General features: G+C 35.2%; 15 protein-coding genes. 13 read left to right on the forward strand and 2 right to left on the reverse strand.

Features of this window, described 5'->3' with window-relative positions:
* Window position 1: 1 nt before the first annotated feature.
* Genes PSR12_RS03375 through PSR12_RS03385 form a run of 3 tightly spaced genes read left to right on the forward strand, consistent with a single transcriptional unit; the run spans window position 2 to window position 2,111 of the window.
* The gene (locus PSR12_RS03375; RefSeq protein WP_274771632.1) at window positions 2-1,054 is read left to right on the forward strand and encodes a nucleotidyltransferase family protein; all 1,053 of its coding nucleotides are present in this window, start codon (window positions 2-4) and stop codon (window positions 1,052-1,054) included.
* On the forward strand, window positions 1,044-1,730 hold the full coding sequence (locus PSR12_RS03380; protein WP_274771634.1) for an acylneuraminate cytidylyltransferase family protein: 687 nt from the start codon (window positions 1,044-1,046) through the stop codon (window positions 1,728-1,730). Before PSR12_RS03375 ends, PSR12_RS03380 begins: the two co-directional genes overlap by 11 nt.
* A gap of 24 nt (window positions 1,731-1,754) precedes the next feature.
* Entirely contained in the window at window positions 1,755-2,111 is a 357-nt protein-coding gene (locus PSR12_RS03385; protein WP_274771635.1) for a DUF8042 domain-containing protein, read from the forward strand.
* A gap of 78 nt (window positions 2,112-2,189) precedes the next feature.
* Here the strand turns inward: PSR12_RS03385 and fliB are convergent, their stop codons facing one another.
* Window positions 2,190-3,389 carry a flagellin lysine-N-methylase gene (gene fliB / locus PSR12_RS03390; protein ID WP_274771637.1) on the reverse strand — a complete coding sequence of 400 codons (1,200 nt, stop codon included), beginning with the start codon at window positions 3,387-3,389 and terminating at the stop codon, window positions 2,190-2,192.
* Window positions 3,390-3,605: 216 nt separating this feature from the next.
* Between fliB and PSR12_RS03395 the strand changes: the two genes are divergently transcribed.
* From PSR12_RS03395 to prfB, 9 genes are all read left to right on the forward strand, one after another.
* Window positions 3,606-3,977 (forward strand): flagellar protein FlaG, encoded by a 372-nt coding sequence (locus PSR12_RS03395; RefSeq protein WP_274771639.1) that lies wholly within the window; start codon window positions 3,606-3,608, stop codon window positions 3,975-3,977.
* A 29-nt stretch (window positions 3,978-4,006) separates the two neighbouring features.
* Window positions 4,007-5,596 (forward strand): flagellar filament capping protein FliD, encoded by a 1,590-nt coding sequence (gene fliD / locus PSR12_RS03400; protein ID WP_274771641.1) that lies wholly within the window; start codon window positions 4,007-4,009, stop codon window positions 5,594-5,596.
* Window positions 5,597-5,611: 15 nt separating this feature from the next.
* The gene (locus PSR12_RS03405; RefSeq protein WP_274771642.1) at window positions 5,612-5,971 is read left to right on the forward strand and encodes a flagellar protein FliT; all 360 of its coding nucleotides are present in this window, start codon (window positions 5,612-5,614) and stop codon (window positions 5,969-5,971) included.
* Between the two features lie 202 nt (window positions 5,972-6,173).
* Window positions 6,174-6,584, forward strand: a complete 411-nt coding sequence (gene fliS, locus PSR12_RS03410) for a flagellar export chaperone FliS (protein WP_048392059.1) — start codon at window positions 6,174-6,176, stop codon at window positions 6,582-6,584.
* Between the two features lie 181 nt (window positions 6,585-6,765).
* Window positions 6,766-7,149 (forward strand): PilZ domain-containing protein, encoded by a 384-nt coding sequence (locus PSR12_RS03415; RefSeq protein ID WP_257521194.1) that lies wholly within the window; start codon window positions 6,766-6,768, stop codon window positions 7,147-7,149.
* Window positions 7,150-7,239: 90 nt separating this feature from the next.
* On the forward strand, window positions 7,240-7,791 hold the full coding sequence (gene hpf / locus PSR12_RS03420) for a ribosome hibernation-promoting factor, HPF/YfiA family (protein WP_004227537.1): 552 nt from the start codon (window positions 7,240-7,242) through the stop codon (window positions 7,789-7,791).
* 144 nt (window positions 7,792-7,935) lie between these two features.
* Window positions 7,936-10,446, forward strand: coding sequence for a preprotein translocase subunit SecA (secA, locus tag PSR12_RS03425; protein WP_221679467.1), 2,511 nt, complete (start codon window positions 7,936-7,938; stop codon window positions 10,444-10,446).
* Between the two features lie 329 nt (window positions 10,447-10,775).
* Window positions 10,776-11,318: a competence protein ComK gene (locus tag PSR12_RS03430; RefSeq protein ID WP_274771647.1), complete on the forward strand. Its 543-nt coding sequence runs from the start codon at window positions 10,776-10,778 to the stop codon at window positions 11,316-11,318.
* A gap of 122 nt (window positions 11,319-11,440) precedes the next feature.
* A protein-coding gene (prfB, locus tag PSR12_RS03435) for a peptide chain release factor 2 (protein ID WP_237497242.1) occupies window positions 11,441-12,545 on the forward strand; the annotation gives its coding sequence in 2 pieces (ribosomal slippage) (window positions 11,441-11,515 and window positions 11,517-12,545; 1,104 coding nt in all).
* Between the two features lie 43 nt (window positions 12,546-12,588).
* On the opposite strand, the gene PSR12_RS03440 is transcribed toward prfB, so the two are convergent.
* Window positions 12,589-13,098, reverse strand: a complete 510-nt coding sequence (locus PSR12_RS03440) for a competence protein ComK (protein ID WP_131522091.1) — start codon at window positions 13,096-13,098, stop codon at window positions 12,589-12,591.
* Between the two features lie 227 nt (window positions 13,099-13,325).
* Here PSR12_RS03440 and PSR12_RS03445 point away from each other — a divergent pair, with 227 nt between their 5' ends.
* Window positions 13,326-13,574, forward strand: a complete 249-nt coding sequence (locus PSR12_RS03445; protein WP_004227526.1) for an IDEAL domain-containing protein — start codon at window positions 13,326-13,328, stop codon at window positions 13,572-13,574.
* The last annotated feature ends 470 nt before the right edge of the window (window positions 13,575-14,044 follow it).

Consider the following 14,044-nt stretch of genomic DNA (forward strand, 5'->3'; position numbering starts at 1 on the left):
TATGGAAAAATGGAATGAAATCCTTGTTCAAGCAAATATGTCTTTAATTGATGTTATGAAAATTATTGATGATTCTACATTACAGTTCGCTGTAGTGGTGGATAAAGAACAATGTTTGTTAGGAACAGTAACTGATGGAGATATACGTCGAGGTATCTTACGTGGAGAAGGCTTAGATGGACCTATAATTTCTATTATGAATTCTGAGCCAATAAGTGCGAAAAGCGGGCAAAAACCATACACATATAAAAAATTGATGGATACTAAACAGCTAAGGCAGCTACCAATAATCGATGAAAATAATAAAATTGTAGATATTTTATTTAGAGATAAATTAGATGTAGCACCAAATAAAAATACAGTTATTTTAATGCTTGGTGGGCTTGGTACAAGGCTTCGTCCACTTACAAATGATATACCGAAACCTATGTTAAAAGTAGGGAATAAACCCATATTAGAAACAATTATTGATGGCTTCAAGCAATATGGCTATACGAACTTTATTTTCTCTGTAAATTATAAAAAAGAAGTTATTCAAGAATATTTTCAAAATGGTGAGGCTTTTGATGTAACAATCAAATATATAGAAGAAGAGAAACGATTGGGAACCGCAGGAGCACTTTCGTTAATAAAAGAAAAACCAACAGAACCATTCTTTGTGATGAATGGAGATTTGCTAACCCAAATTAACTTTGAACAGTTGATGGAATTTCATTTAGAACATAAATCCGTTGCGACAATGTGTGTTAGGGAATTTGAATATCAAATTCCCTATGGGGTAATTAAAACGGATGGTATACAATTAACAAAAATTAAAGAAAAACCTATTCATCGGAGCTTTGTCAATGCAGGGATTTATGTACTTAACCCTAATGTATTAGATTATATACCTAAAGCTGAATTTTATGACATGCCTACATTATTTGAACAATTAATTGCGAAAAATATGAATACAGCTGCTTTCCCTATACGTGAGTATTGGTTAGATATCGGGCAAATAGATGATTTCAATCGAGCAAATAATGAGTTTAAGGAGTTTTCTAATGAATCCTAAAATCTTAGCAATAATTCCTGCGCGAGGAGGTTCTAAAGGAATACCTCGAAAAAACATAAGGCAGCTTGCAGGAAAGCCACTACTTGCTTGGACAATTAAAGAAGCAAAAAAGTCTAAATATATTACTAGTACAATACTATCATCAGAAGATCCAGAAATAATCAATGTTGCAAAACAATATGGATGTGAAGTACCATTTATACGTCCATTAGAATTGGCGCAAGATGAAACACCTGGAATAGATACAGTCCTGCATGCTATTAAAAATTGTCCAAGTTTTGATTATGTTGTTTTATTGCAACCTACGTCTCCTTTGAGAACTGTTGAAGACATTGATGAATGTATTAAATATTTCATGGAACAAAAAGCTGATTTTTGTGTTTCAGTTTCAGAAACAGATAAATCTCCTTATTGGATGTACAAAATTGATAAAAATGGAAAGATGGAATCCCTAATTAAATCTGAGAAAATTCCTACGAGAAGACAAGATTTACATAAAACTTATTCCTTGAATGGAGCTATCTATGTTGCTAAAATAAATAAATTAATTGACAGTAAATCTTTCCTGACACCAAGTACATTGGCCTACATAATGAAAAAAGAACATTCAATAGATATAGATAATGAATTGGATTTGAAGTTGTGTGAATGGTATCTAGATGAATATTCACATTGAAATCAAGTAATGGAGGAATATATGATGCAGAACGAACAATTGGTAGAAACCCAACAATCTTATTATGATTATGTTGTTAAATTACAGGATGGATGCCAGCAAATTGCTAATTCATTGAGAGCAGGAGAGCAATCACAAGCCTATCAAATGATTGCGAATTTGAGTGAGGGTATTGAATGGATGATAACTGTTGAAAAGTATATGTTTGATAATTTTTTTTGTATCAATAGTAGATTGAAAGAGGTTATTGAAAAGTTAAGTGATTTAAATGTAGCCTTAGAAGCAAACGATTTTATGGAAGCAGCTAATTTGTTTGAAAAAGAAATTGGTCCTATGTTTGTGAGTGCATCAGAATGGACTTTTGAAAGAATGAAACAGTAATATGTTTTAGACAAAAAACGCCATCCCATACTTCAATAGGGAGGCGTTTTTTTGACTAAATAATCAATTGTTACATTCCTAGCTCTTTATCAGAACAATCATATGTGCCATCGTTGTATATTGTTTATCATGTAATTCTTTTTGTACCTCATTTAGATAAACGGGACTATGTTCAAACTGTTTGGAAAATGACTGAATTAATTTTATTGCCATTTCAGAGGACATTGTTTGATAATGACTTGCCATCCCAATTAAATGTAATTTTATTAACAAAAAATGGATAATTAACATTACATATTCTTCAAATAGTTCGGATGTGTTCCTTGGGAATGTGTTTTTAAATACATAATTGACTAAATAATTTTCTAATATATAACTATGTTCTATAAAGAAGGGTTTATAATGGTTACTGTAAGCATTTTTATAGAAGTTTACAGAGTGGTCCAATGAACTCTCTTCATACAAATGTAAGCCTTGTCTCATATCTTGGATACATTCGACAAAACGTTTGCTAGATAATCCGTAGGCAGAACGATGTTGAATCAGTTTGTATACCATGTCCATTTGAAATGATAAATTGTCAGGTAGATTAGTAAGTAGGTTTAATTGCTCAGGATCATCTAGTATAGCATTGTATACTTCAACATATGTAGGAAGTTTCACATGCCACTCACTTTGTAATGTTCCCGTAAGTTTATCTAAAAACATTCCTAGTACAATGAGGCGATGTTCAATTGAGGCATTTCTATTTTGTAATAATTGGATGGTGAACATTCTAATATCCCAAAAGAAGTCTTGAGTAACTGCTGGTTCAAGTCTTTCCTTTTTATCAATTTCTTCTTCTTGAATAATAAAATCAATGCCTTTAGGATTCATCAAAATTAATCGCGCAGCTTCTGGACAGGATGTACCCAAGCTTTTTTCCATACGATGATCAATTTGTTTGAGATGGCGTGGATAAATAGTACATGTATGACATAAATAATTTTCACCTAACTCAATATATATTTTACATAACCCTTCATTGTTCAAAAAGGTACATTTTCCTTCTTCATCCATTTTAATCTTAGCATATGTTAAATCAGAAGGTGTTTTACGTTCACGAGTTATATTTGTTTTTAAATTAGTGGCGATTGGGCCTGATGTAATTTTACGGTATTTATTAAATGAATTCTTATCTACATTTACTTTCCACCCTGCACAACAAGTATCCTCGCAAGCAGAGCCAATGCAAGAAAATTTATTATAGTATGTAGGAATTAATATTTCTTGCTTCATATCTAGCCTCCTATAAATTTAATCTACTAATTTTATTTTATATCGACATAAAAATTGAAATTTGATGTTGAGTTATACTGTTTATTCTTGTGTTCGTAATTAAGACTAAAAATTTATTTCTTAATAAGTGATAATTTACTAGTACGATTACGGTAAAAAAATACATTAATAGTCCGATAATAGAATTACAAAGTTTTTAACAAGTCGGAGGAATGTATGATGCGTGTGGAATCTCAAAGTATAGATAAATCATTACAGCAAAATTCAGTACCTACTGCTAAACAAATTAATGATCAAATGCTACCTAAAACAGAGACTGAGAAAGTAGTAGAGAGAACAGAGCTCTTAGATGGGAAAGAGGTTACGAAAGAAAAGCTACAGCAAGCTGTAGATTCCATTAATGAATTTTTGGAAGTAGATCATAAGGCATCAAAATTTGTCTTGCATGATGGCTTAAATAGATATTATGTTCGATTAGTAGATACAGATACAGATGAGATAATTAAAGAGATACCGCCTGAACGTTTACTCGATGCATTTTATAAAATGCAAAAATTAGCTGGAATGATAGTAGATGAAAAAATTTAAAATTAATATTTTTATTGGAGGGTATTAATATGGTAATGAGAATTGGCGGATTAGCTTCTGGAATGGATATCGATAGTCTTGTTGAGAAACTAATGACGGCGGAGAAGGCACCGTTAAATAAGCTTTATCAAAGAAAACAAACCTATGAATGGCAACGTGATGCGTATCGAGATGTTAACAAACAACTGCAGGCATTTGATAAATACATTGCTGATAATATTCGTTTTGAAAGTGTTATGTTAAAGAAAAATGCAACAAGTAGTAATGATGCAGTGAAAGTATCAGCAAATGCAGATGCAAATGGTTCATTAACAATCGGTAGTGTGACACAACTGGCTAAAAATACAACGGTATTTAATGAAAGTAATGGCATCACTGCAGATAAAAAACTGAGTGAATTAAATGGTGATATATCTGGTATTCAAAACGTTAAAATCAAAGTGCTTCAAAATGATGGAACTTTAAAAGATGTAAGTTTTTCATTTAATGCTGATGACACTGTAAAAAGTGTGATATCAAAAATAAATAAAAGTGGAACAGGTTTAAATGCTTTTTTTGATGAAAAAACGGGAAATATTTCACTTGCTACTGCAGCAACAGGTTCAGGGGCAGATTATACAATAGATAAAAATACAGTAAAGTCAGACGATCCTAGTTATGATCCGAGCTTAGTTAGTACAATTAAAACCTCTATGTATGTTGAGGAAGGTATAGATGTTTTTAAAGCATTAGGTTTTGGAGAAAAGCAAAACTTAGAAGATCAAGCGGATGTCTCTAAAGTTTCGAAAGGTCAAGATGCTATGTTAAATGTAAATGGCATCGACATAGTACGATCATCTAATAATTTCACTGTTAATGGTTTTAATATTACTTTACAAAAGACCTATAATCCTACAAAAAATGATGCTAGTCTAGCGCCAATCAATTTAACTGCAACCACAGATGTAGACAATATGTTTGATAAAATTAAAGAATTTGTTACAACTTACAATGGTTTAGTAGATTCACTGAATTCATTAACAAAACAAAAAAAATACCGTGATTTCCCACCGTTAACAGAAGAGCAAAAAGCGGATATGGATGAAAAGGAAATCGAAAAATGGGAAGAGAAAGCAAAAAGTGGTGTGCTTCGTAATGATCAAATTGTTCAAGGTGCACTTAATAAAATGCGTTCTATTCTTTATGAAAAGGGTGGTAGTTCCAATGCTCTGATGGATACGTTACATGAATTAGGTATTACAACTACAAAAACATATACTGATGGTGGGAAGCTTGAGATTGATGAAACAAAATTAAAACAAAAAATCGCAGAAGACCCACGAGCGGTATTTGAAACATTTTGGAATGATACTGAGGGAAGTAAAGGGATTGCTAATAAATTACGTGGGTCTATTGATGAAACAAAAGTAAAAATTGAGGAACGTGCTGGGAAAGCTTCTTCGACAGATCAAACCTATACAATCGGTAAGAATTTGGTTGATGTGGATAAACGAATTGATACATGGAAATTAAAATTAGAAGCAATCGAAAGACGTTATTGGAATCAGTTTACAGCAATGGAGAAGGCTATTAATAAAGCAAATGAACAATCGTCCTTATTTATGACGGGTCAACAGTAAATGGAGAGTTTTTAGATGGAGAAATTAAACATGTTACTTCAAATTTCTGCTAAATTGTATGAGCATCTTTCAGTTAGCCCTAAAAGTAATAATCGCGATGAATATATTAATACCATCAATTACATGTTAGACAAGCGTGGTGCCATTATTGAAGAATTGATGAATGATGGATTTCGTTTTGATGAACAAAATCGCATTCATCGTACATTGCTAGAATTAGATAATGGTATTAAAAAGCGTTTAGCAGATGTAATGGATGCAGTTAAACAAGACATGGCAAACCTACAAAAAACGAAGAAAAGTGAACAGCAATATTATAATCCTTACTCGAATGTTCGCGTAATGGATGGCATGTATTATGACAAAAAAAATTAATCGTTTATCTTCATTCATCGTGCTGGAAGTTGCTAGATGAATGAAGATAAAGCATTGGCAGATGTCATCCGATTTTAAAAGAAGTGAATTGTGAGCATACAATTCAAAATCCAGACAAATTTACGCTGAGACGTAAATAGCTTTTCTTCGGAAAATGGTTTAAACTAGTAAATAAGTAACCTTTCAAAGGAGTTGTCCTTTATTGGCAGCAAATTTAACAGCACAAAACGCGTATAAACAAAATAGTGTGACTACAGCTTCACCTGGCGAATTGACATTAATGCTTTATAATGGATGCCTAAAATTCTTGCATAAGGCGAAACAAGCTATCCAAGATAAGAATATTCAAGAGAAAAATACAAACATTCAAAAAGCTCAGGCGATTATTAGTGAACTGATGTCTACACTCAATATGGATATTGAGATTTCGAAACAAATGCTACCTCTTTATGAATATATGAATCATCGTTTAGTAGAAGCCAACATTCAAAATGATGTTGCCATTATTGAGGAAGTGGAAGGATTTGTGACAGAATTTCGCGATACGTGGAAGGAAGTAATTCGCATTAATCGACAACAGCAATTTGGTCAGGGAAACAGCGGACAAATTTAGACACAATTAGAGACCATCGAAAGTGATGGTCTCTTTTTTGTTAAATCGTTATGATCACGAAATAGTCATAAATTAGGCCATACAAAGGTAAAATATGTTACTTATTCCCTGTGGCTGTTAGTTGGGCATCATGGCATAATCAAAGCAATAAACATGTTTAAAAGAGTACTGGGGTGGGAATATGATCTTTAAGCGTCAAGAAGGTTTCCGATTTAAATTTAAGGAGCCTATTCAAATAACTTTTGCTATTTATGAGAATGGAAAGGTCAATCATGGCCAAACGGCTATGGCTGACTTGTTGGATATTAGTCCACGTGGGTTGAAGATGTTTACGGAAGTGGATTTAGGTATAAACCCTCCTCCATTAGATATCCATTTTGTGCTTGATACACAAGAAGTTCGCGCTTATGGAGAAGTAATTTGGAGTCGTCCATTTGGGAATGGCAAGCAATACGGCATCTATTTCAATAATCAAGGACCCGTGGAAGATTTGATTATTGAAGAGCTAAAGCTTCGACGAAAAAAGGAAGCAGCAGAAGCGAAAAAACAAAATAATAATTTATAAAAATTTTTGTAAAAAAAAGAATGATTTTAGAGGAATTTCACACACTTGTGTAGAAATAGATAGTATAGCAGTTATAAAGGAGGAGTTTACATGTTAAACTTTAACATTCGTGGTGAAAATATTGAGGTAACTCCAGCTATTCGAGAGTATGTTGAGAACAAAATCGATAAAGTTGAACGCTATTTTAACGAAGATGTTAATGCCAACGCTAATGTCAATTTAAAGGTTTACAATGACAAACAAACGAAAGTGGAAGTCACTATTCCAATGAAGAATCTAACTCTTCGTGCTGAAGAGCGTCATAATGATATGTATGCTGCTGTTGATCTAATTGTTGATAAATTAGAGCGTCAGATCCGCAAGCATAAAACAAAAGTAAACCGTAAATTCCGCGAGCGTGAAGGTGCAGGCCTTTATTTTGCTACTACTCAAGCAGCCGCTGATGCTGTGTCAGAGGAAGAAGAATACTCAATTGTTCGTACAAAGCAATTTGATTTAAAACCGATGGATCAAGAAGAGGCAGTTCTACAAATGAATATGCTTGGACATGATTTCTATGTCTTTACAGATGCTGAATCGAACGGCACAAATATTGTATATAAACGTAAAGATGGAAAATATGGCTTAATTGAAACTACTTAAAACTTCATGATGACGAAGGCTCTCGCGATGGCGAGGGCCTTTTTTTGGTATGACAATCATATGTAGCCGGGGTGACAGTTTGCATGAAACTGTTACACAATGGTAAAATGAAAGTTGAATCTATATAGGAAGTGAAAAACATTCATGGCAAACCTATTAAATAAATTATTTGATTTCAATAAACGTGAGCTAAAAAAATTAGAAAAAATCGCTGACCAAGTTGAGAGATTCGCTTCTCAAATGGAACAGCTTTCAGATGATCAACTACAAGCGAAAACAGATGAATTTAAAAAGCGCTACGCTGAGGGTGAGCATTTAGAGTCGATTCGTGCCGAAGCGTTTGCTGTTTGTCGAGAAGCGGCAAAACGTGTATTAGAGATGTACCCATTCCGCGTTCAAATCATGGGGGCAGCTGCTCTTGATGAGGGGAATATCGCGGAGATGAAAACCGGGGAAGGTAAAACTTTAACAGCGACAATGGCTGTTTATTTAAATGCGATCACTGGTAAAGGTGTACATGTTGTAACAGTCAACGAATATCTAGCGAGTCGTGATGCTGCTGAAATGGGACAACTTTATAATTTCTTAGGCTTATCTGTTGGGCTTAATCTGAATAGCCTTTCAAAAGATGAAAAACGTACTGCTTATGAGGCTGATATTACGTATAGTACAAACAATGAGCTAGGATTTGACTACTTACGTGATAACATGGTGCTTTACAAAGAGGAACGTGTCCAACGTCCATTGCACTATGCTGTCATTGATGAGGTGGACTCGATCTTAATTGATGAAGCGCGTACGCCATTAATTATTTCGGGTCAAGCTGGGAAATCAGCACAGCTTTATAAACAATCGAATGCCTTTGTACGTATGTTAAATGCAGAGACAGACTATACGTATGAAGAGTCCACAAAAGGTGTTACGTTAACAGATGCAGGTGTGGAAAAGGCGGAAAAAGCATTCGGCATTGATAATCTGTTTGATTTGACACATGTTCGTTTAAATCATGCGATCAATCAATCATTAAAGGCGCATGTGAGTATGCATAATGATGTGGATTATGTTGTGCAGGATGGCGAAATTGTGATCGTTGATGGCTTTACTGGTCGTTTGATGAAGGGTCGTCGTTATTCTGATGGCTTACACCAAGCAATTGAAGCTAAAGAAGGCGTTGAGATTCAAAATGAATCGATGACAATGGCGACAATTACCTTCCAAAACTACTTCCGTATGTATCAAAAGCTTGCAGGGATGACAGGTACAGCGAAAACAGAGGAAGAGGAATTCCGTAATATTTACAATATGAATGTCGTCGCTATTCCGACGAATAAACCGATTGCTCGTGATGACCGTGCTGACTTGATTTTTGCAACGATGGAAGGGAAATATAAAGCAGTTGCTGCTGATATCGCAGAGCGTCATAGAGCTGGTCAACCTGTTCTTGTTGGTACAGTTGCTATTGAAACGTCTGAGATTATTTCTAAACTATTGGATAAACATAAAATTCCTCATAATGTATTAAATGCGAAAAACCATGAACGTGAAGCTGAAATCATTGCGAACGCTGGTACAAAGGGTGCAGTGACAATAGCAACAAACATGGCTGGACGTGGTACAGATATTAAACCTGGCGAAGGAGTACTCGAAATTGGCGGTTTAGCGGTAATCGGTACAGAGCGACATGAATCACGTCGTATTGATAACCAGCTTCGTGGCCGTTCTGGTCGTCAGGGGAATCCAGGGGTTACACAATTCTACCTATCCCTTGAGGATGATTTAATGCGTCGTTTTGGCTCTGATAATATGAAGTCGATGATGATGCGCTTAGGTATGGATGATTCCCAGCCATTGCAATCTAAAGTTGTGTCGAGAGCTGTAGAATCAGCGCAGAAACGTGTCGAAGGTAATAACTTTGATGCGCGTAAACGATTATTACAATATGACGATGTACTACGTCAGCAACGTGAGATTATTTATAAAGAGCGTTATGATGTGCTGGAAACAGAAAATATGCGTGTGCTTGTTGAGTCTATGATTCAAGAAACAATTGATAATGTTGTTAGCCTGTACACTCAAGGTGAACAGAAGGATTGGAACCTAAAGGCTATTGAAGACTTTGTAGCAGCTAATCTTTTAGAGGAAGGTCAACTTAAAGTATCTGATTTCCAAGGCAAGTCTGCTGAAGATATTAATCAGTTAATCTCTGATGCTGTTCATGTTCGTTATGATGAAAAAGAGGCAGAACTGACACCAGAGCGTATGCGTGAGTTTGAAAAGGTTATTTTATTACGTTCAATCGATACAAAATGGATAGATCATATTGATGCAATGGATCAACTACGTCAAGGTATCCATCTGCGTGCTTATGGTCAAAACGATCCACTTCGTGAATATCAACAAGAAGGCTTTGCAATGTTTGAGGATATGGTAGCCTCTATTCGCGAGGATGTTGCGAAATATGCGATGAAAGCAGAAATCCGCAATAATCTGGAGCGTGAAGAGGTGGCTAAGGGGCAGGCTGTTAATCCAAAAGAAGAAGGTGGCACTGCGCCGAAAAAGCAACCAGTACGTAAAGCTGAAAACATTGGCCGTAATGATTTATGTCCTTGTGGTAGCGGTAAGAAATTTAAAAACTGTCATGGCACAGCTCAATAATATCTAGGTGAAAGAATCATTTTAACTACGTGTTGAAATGATTTTTTCTTTGTAAAATAACTCAAAAATGAAGAAATTTTAGTATAAAAAGTCAGAATTTATAGACAATTGAAAAATATGGGTATACAATAGCTGTAATAATAGGTATATAGTACAAGTTATTGATCCTATTATTATCCTGAATTTTTGATGGTGATACTAAGTCTTAAGGAGGATCGGAATTTTCAAGCAATCTTACTCATTGAAAATAGCGGGAATGTACGCATATTTAGTATATTCCTTTTTATTTTGACTGGAAGCAACATAAAATGTATAAAGGGGGACTATAGATGCATAAAAAAGATATTATGAATAGTGAAACAATGATGTATATGCCTGTGTATGATTCCTTTGGAAATTTATGTACGCAGGTGTATGAGAAAAATAATGAGTATATATCTACGCTACCACCAACGAAATTATTGGACTTTAATCTGCGTTATTTTGGTTCTAGTTTAAGAGGAGCGTTCGATGGTTCGAAAATGATCCTAGGCAAGCTTAATAAAAATCCTATTGTCGTGCACGAACGTTGTAATATTTTATGGTTCCCTAGTAGGTCTCCTCTACATCCTGACTGTATTTGGTTCGCTGTCCATCATATAGATGACTATGTAGCTGTGGATAAAAAGAGGACAAAGATTACTTTTATGAATGGCAAGGAATTTATTGTAGATGTCAGTGTGAATGCGTTAGAGTCACGGATTCAAAGAGCTTTTTTATTAAAATATAGACTAGAGAAACGAACAAAATATTTACTTGTTCAGTATGACCGTGTGAAAGTATTTCAACGTCTTGCCAAGAATATGTTTGAGGACGAGACGCAGGATAGTTGACTTAATTCCACAAAACATCTGCTAGATAGTATGTTTTAGTTTCTAAAAACGTTATAATAAAAAGATACGGAGCTTTATGAATAAAGTGTTAGCTCCATGACTAACGTTCGGAGGATTTAACGATGATTGAATTAGCAGATGTACGCAATGTATTAGACACTACAGCCAAAAAATTGGCGGACTTTAGGGGGTCTCTTTGACTTAGAGAACAAAGAGGCACGTATTCAGGAGCTAGATGAAATGATGCTAGAGCCAGGCTTTTGGGATGATCAGCAGGGTGCTCAGGTGATTATCAATGAAGGAAATGGCTTAAAAGCGATAGTCAATGAATATAAAGATTTAGTGGAAACACATGAAAATTTAGATATGACACTGGAACTTTTGCGTGAAGAACCAGACGAAGAATTACAAGAAGAATTAGGCAAAGAACTAGCAGAATTTCAACAAAAGATGGCTGATTTTGAGCTTCAATTACTGCTAAGTGGCCCATACGATCAAAACAATGCCATTTTAGAGTTGCATCCTGGTGCTGGTGGTACGGAGTCACAGGACTGGGGTTCAATGCTATTACGTATGTATACACGGTGGGCTGAGAAGCGTGGATTTAAAGTGGAAACAGTGGACTATCTACCAGGAGATGAAGCTGGGATTAAATCTGTAACATTGTCAATTAAAGGTCACAATGCTTTCGGTTATTTACAAGCGGAAAAAGGTGTGCATCGTCTAGTACGTATTTCTCCATTCGATTCGTCTGGCCGCCGTCATACGTCTTTCGTTTCCTGTGATGTTATGCCAGAGTTTGACGACAATATTGAAATCGATATTCGTACAGAGGATTTAAAAATTGATACGTATCGTGCAACAGGTGCAGGTGGTCAGCATATTAATACCACAGATTCTGCCGTTCGTATTACGCATATTCCTACTGGTACGATCGTACAATGTCAAGCTGAGCGCTCACAGATTAAAAACCGTGAAAAAGCGATGACGATGTTAAAAGGGAAGCTATATCAATTAGAACTTGATAAACAGCAGGCGCAATTAGATGAAATACGCGGTGAACAAAAAGAAATAGGCTGGGGCTCCCAAATTCGTTCGTATGTCTTCCATCCATACTCGATGGTGAAGGATCATCGTACAAATGAAGAAACAGGTAATGTGGGTGCTGTGATGGATGGCGATTTAGATCCATTTATTAATGCCTATTTACGTTCAAAAATAAATTAATACCCAGATTCCCCAAGAGTGAGATACTCTTGGGGAATTTTTGTTAAAAGGGTGGATGATAGGGTGCATCTTGGCTAAGCTGTTTTCGTTCATTCATGTAATATTTATACAGCATAGAAGCGTTAAGAAATTGTTTACTAATGGAAGCATATCGAATCGGTAGTTCGATTTGTTTATTATTTTTTAACGTTACAATACACCCCATTTCACTAGGTGTAATATTAATAATTGCATGAAGCCCTATCCATATATTGTGAATGGAGCTGGGTGAATAAGTTGGCAGAAAAATACAGGGATAACCGTAATCAAAGGCCACGACGATTGGTAGCTTGTGTTGATTGCCGAAAAAACGTTTAGCCGATTGTTTTGCGGCTTCATAAGTTGATCCTAATGAGAGACAGGATTTTCGAAGGACATGCATCGGTTTGCGTGTAACAATCAGCTCATTATGCTTATCAATCACATGCGTGAAGACTTTGGAGTCATGCTGAATAGGTTGCAGTAAATAAGTATTGAATGACATTAAGTAGCCGTTTACAAAGTTAGTTGTCATATAGGGAGTGCCTCCTTTTTTCTAGTGATAACGGTAGTGTAAAACAGAATATGACTTTCTTAAATTAAATGAAATAGTTGAAAATCGTTCAGAAAAGCGCGAAACGCCTAGAGAATTTGCTCTAAATATCAATTGATTAATAGCTAATCCAAGATATTTTCGAATCGTAAGCATTGCTTTTTAATTTCAATTTTCATATAATTTAGAAAAGGATCGAGGTGAGATCGTTGGATAAATATTATTCGTATACAGATTTTCTGAAAGCCGTTGGTCAGTCGAAAAAAGTTGATGAGGCAGAGAAATTATTAAACGAGATTTATTTAGATTTATTTTTAAATCGTATCCAGCGTATGCATCGGCAAGAGCAGCTCATGGTTCTGATAGATAGAGCACTCGATGAAAAAGATGAAAACGCATTTTATCAATACGCATCCGAACTAACTTCCTTACAGCAAACAGAAGATGAATCATATTGACGAACCCGCTCTCCATATCTATTGGAGAGGGGGATTTTTTTTGCTTTTGAAAATAGTTGCAGTGGATGTGAGGAGTGTATGTTTTGGTTAGAAGAAGTGGTTTTGCTTATAGAATGTGGAAAGTCATTTAAAAAGTTTGAGACGCTGTTTATAAAAAAAGTGAGAGCCGGTCCAAAGGGAAGCGCCCCTGCTCATAAGAGGAGAAGAGCCGCTCCAAAAGTACAGAGCCCGGCTCCTGTGAGAGTGTGAGCTGCACATAAAGCAAAACAGGAAATCTCATCCATTGATGAAGCTTGAAAACCTAATAAAACGGCTATTATAAGAGTAACAAGTTAAATTGACCGTATTGTTATGTAATAAAAATTTTAGAGATGAAAAAAATTTTTACAAACATTCGTTCGTTAAATGTTCGAAATTTTAATATTGCTATGCTAAAATGTATGTACAAATTGGAAGGAAAGGACGGGGAC

Source organism: Lysinibacillus sp. G01H (assembly GCF_028872195.1).
Taxonomy (GTDB): Bacteria; Bacillota; Bacilli; order Bacillales_A; family Planococcaceae; genus Lysinibacillus; species Lysinibacillus capsici.

Coding starts and splice junctions, on each gene's coding strand:
- PSR12_RS03375 (WP_274771632.1), top strand. CDS start 2: ATGGAAAAATGGAATGAAATCCTTGTTCAAGCAAATATGTCTTTAATT.
- PSR12_RS03380 (WP_274771634.1), top strand. CDS start 1,044: ATGAATCCTAAAATCTTAGCAATAATTCCTGCGCGAGGAGGTTCTAAA.
- PSR12_RS03385 (WP_274771635.1), top strand. CDS start 1,755: ATGCAGAACGAACAATTGGTAGAAACCCAACAATCTTATTATGATTAT.
- fliB (WP_274771637.1), bottom strand. CDS start 3,389: ATGAAGCAAGAAATATTAATTCCTACATACTATAATAAATTTTCTTGC.
- PSR12_RS03395 (WP_274771639.1), top strand. CDS start 3,606: ATGATGCGTGTGGAATCTCAAAGTATAGATAAATCATTACAGCAAAAT.
- fliD (WP_274771641.1), top strand. CDS start 4,007: ATGGTAATGAGAATTGGCGGATTAGCTTCTGGAATGGATATCGATAGT.
- PSR12_RS03405 (WP_274771642.1), top strand. CDS start 5,612: ATGGAGAAATTAAACATGTTACTTCAAATTTCTGCTAAATTGTATGAG.
- PSR12_RS03415 (WP_257521194.1), top strand. CDS start 6,766: ATGATCTTTAAGCGTCAAGAAGGTTTCCGATTTAAATTTAAGGAGCCT.
- hpf (WP_004227537.1), top strand. CDS start 7,240: ATGTTAAACTTTAACATTCGTGGTGAAAATATTGAGGTAACTCCAGCT.
- secA (WP_221679467.1), top strand. CDS start 7,936: ATGGCAAACCTATTAAATAAATTATTTGATTTCAATAAACGTGAGCTA.
- PSR12_RS03430 (WP_274771647.1), top strand. CDS start 10,776: ATGCATAAAAAAGATATTATGAATAGTGAAACAATGATGTATATGCCT.
- PSR12_RS03440 (WP_131522091.1), bottom strand. CDS start 13,098: ATGACAACTAACTTTGTAAACGGCTACTTAATGTCATTCAATACTTAT.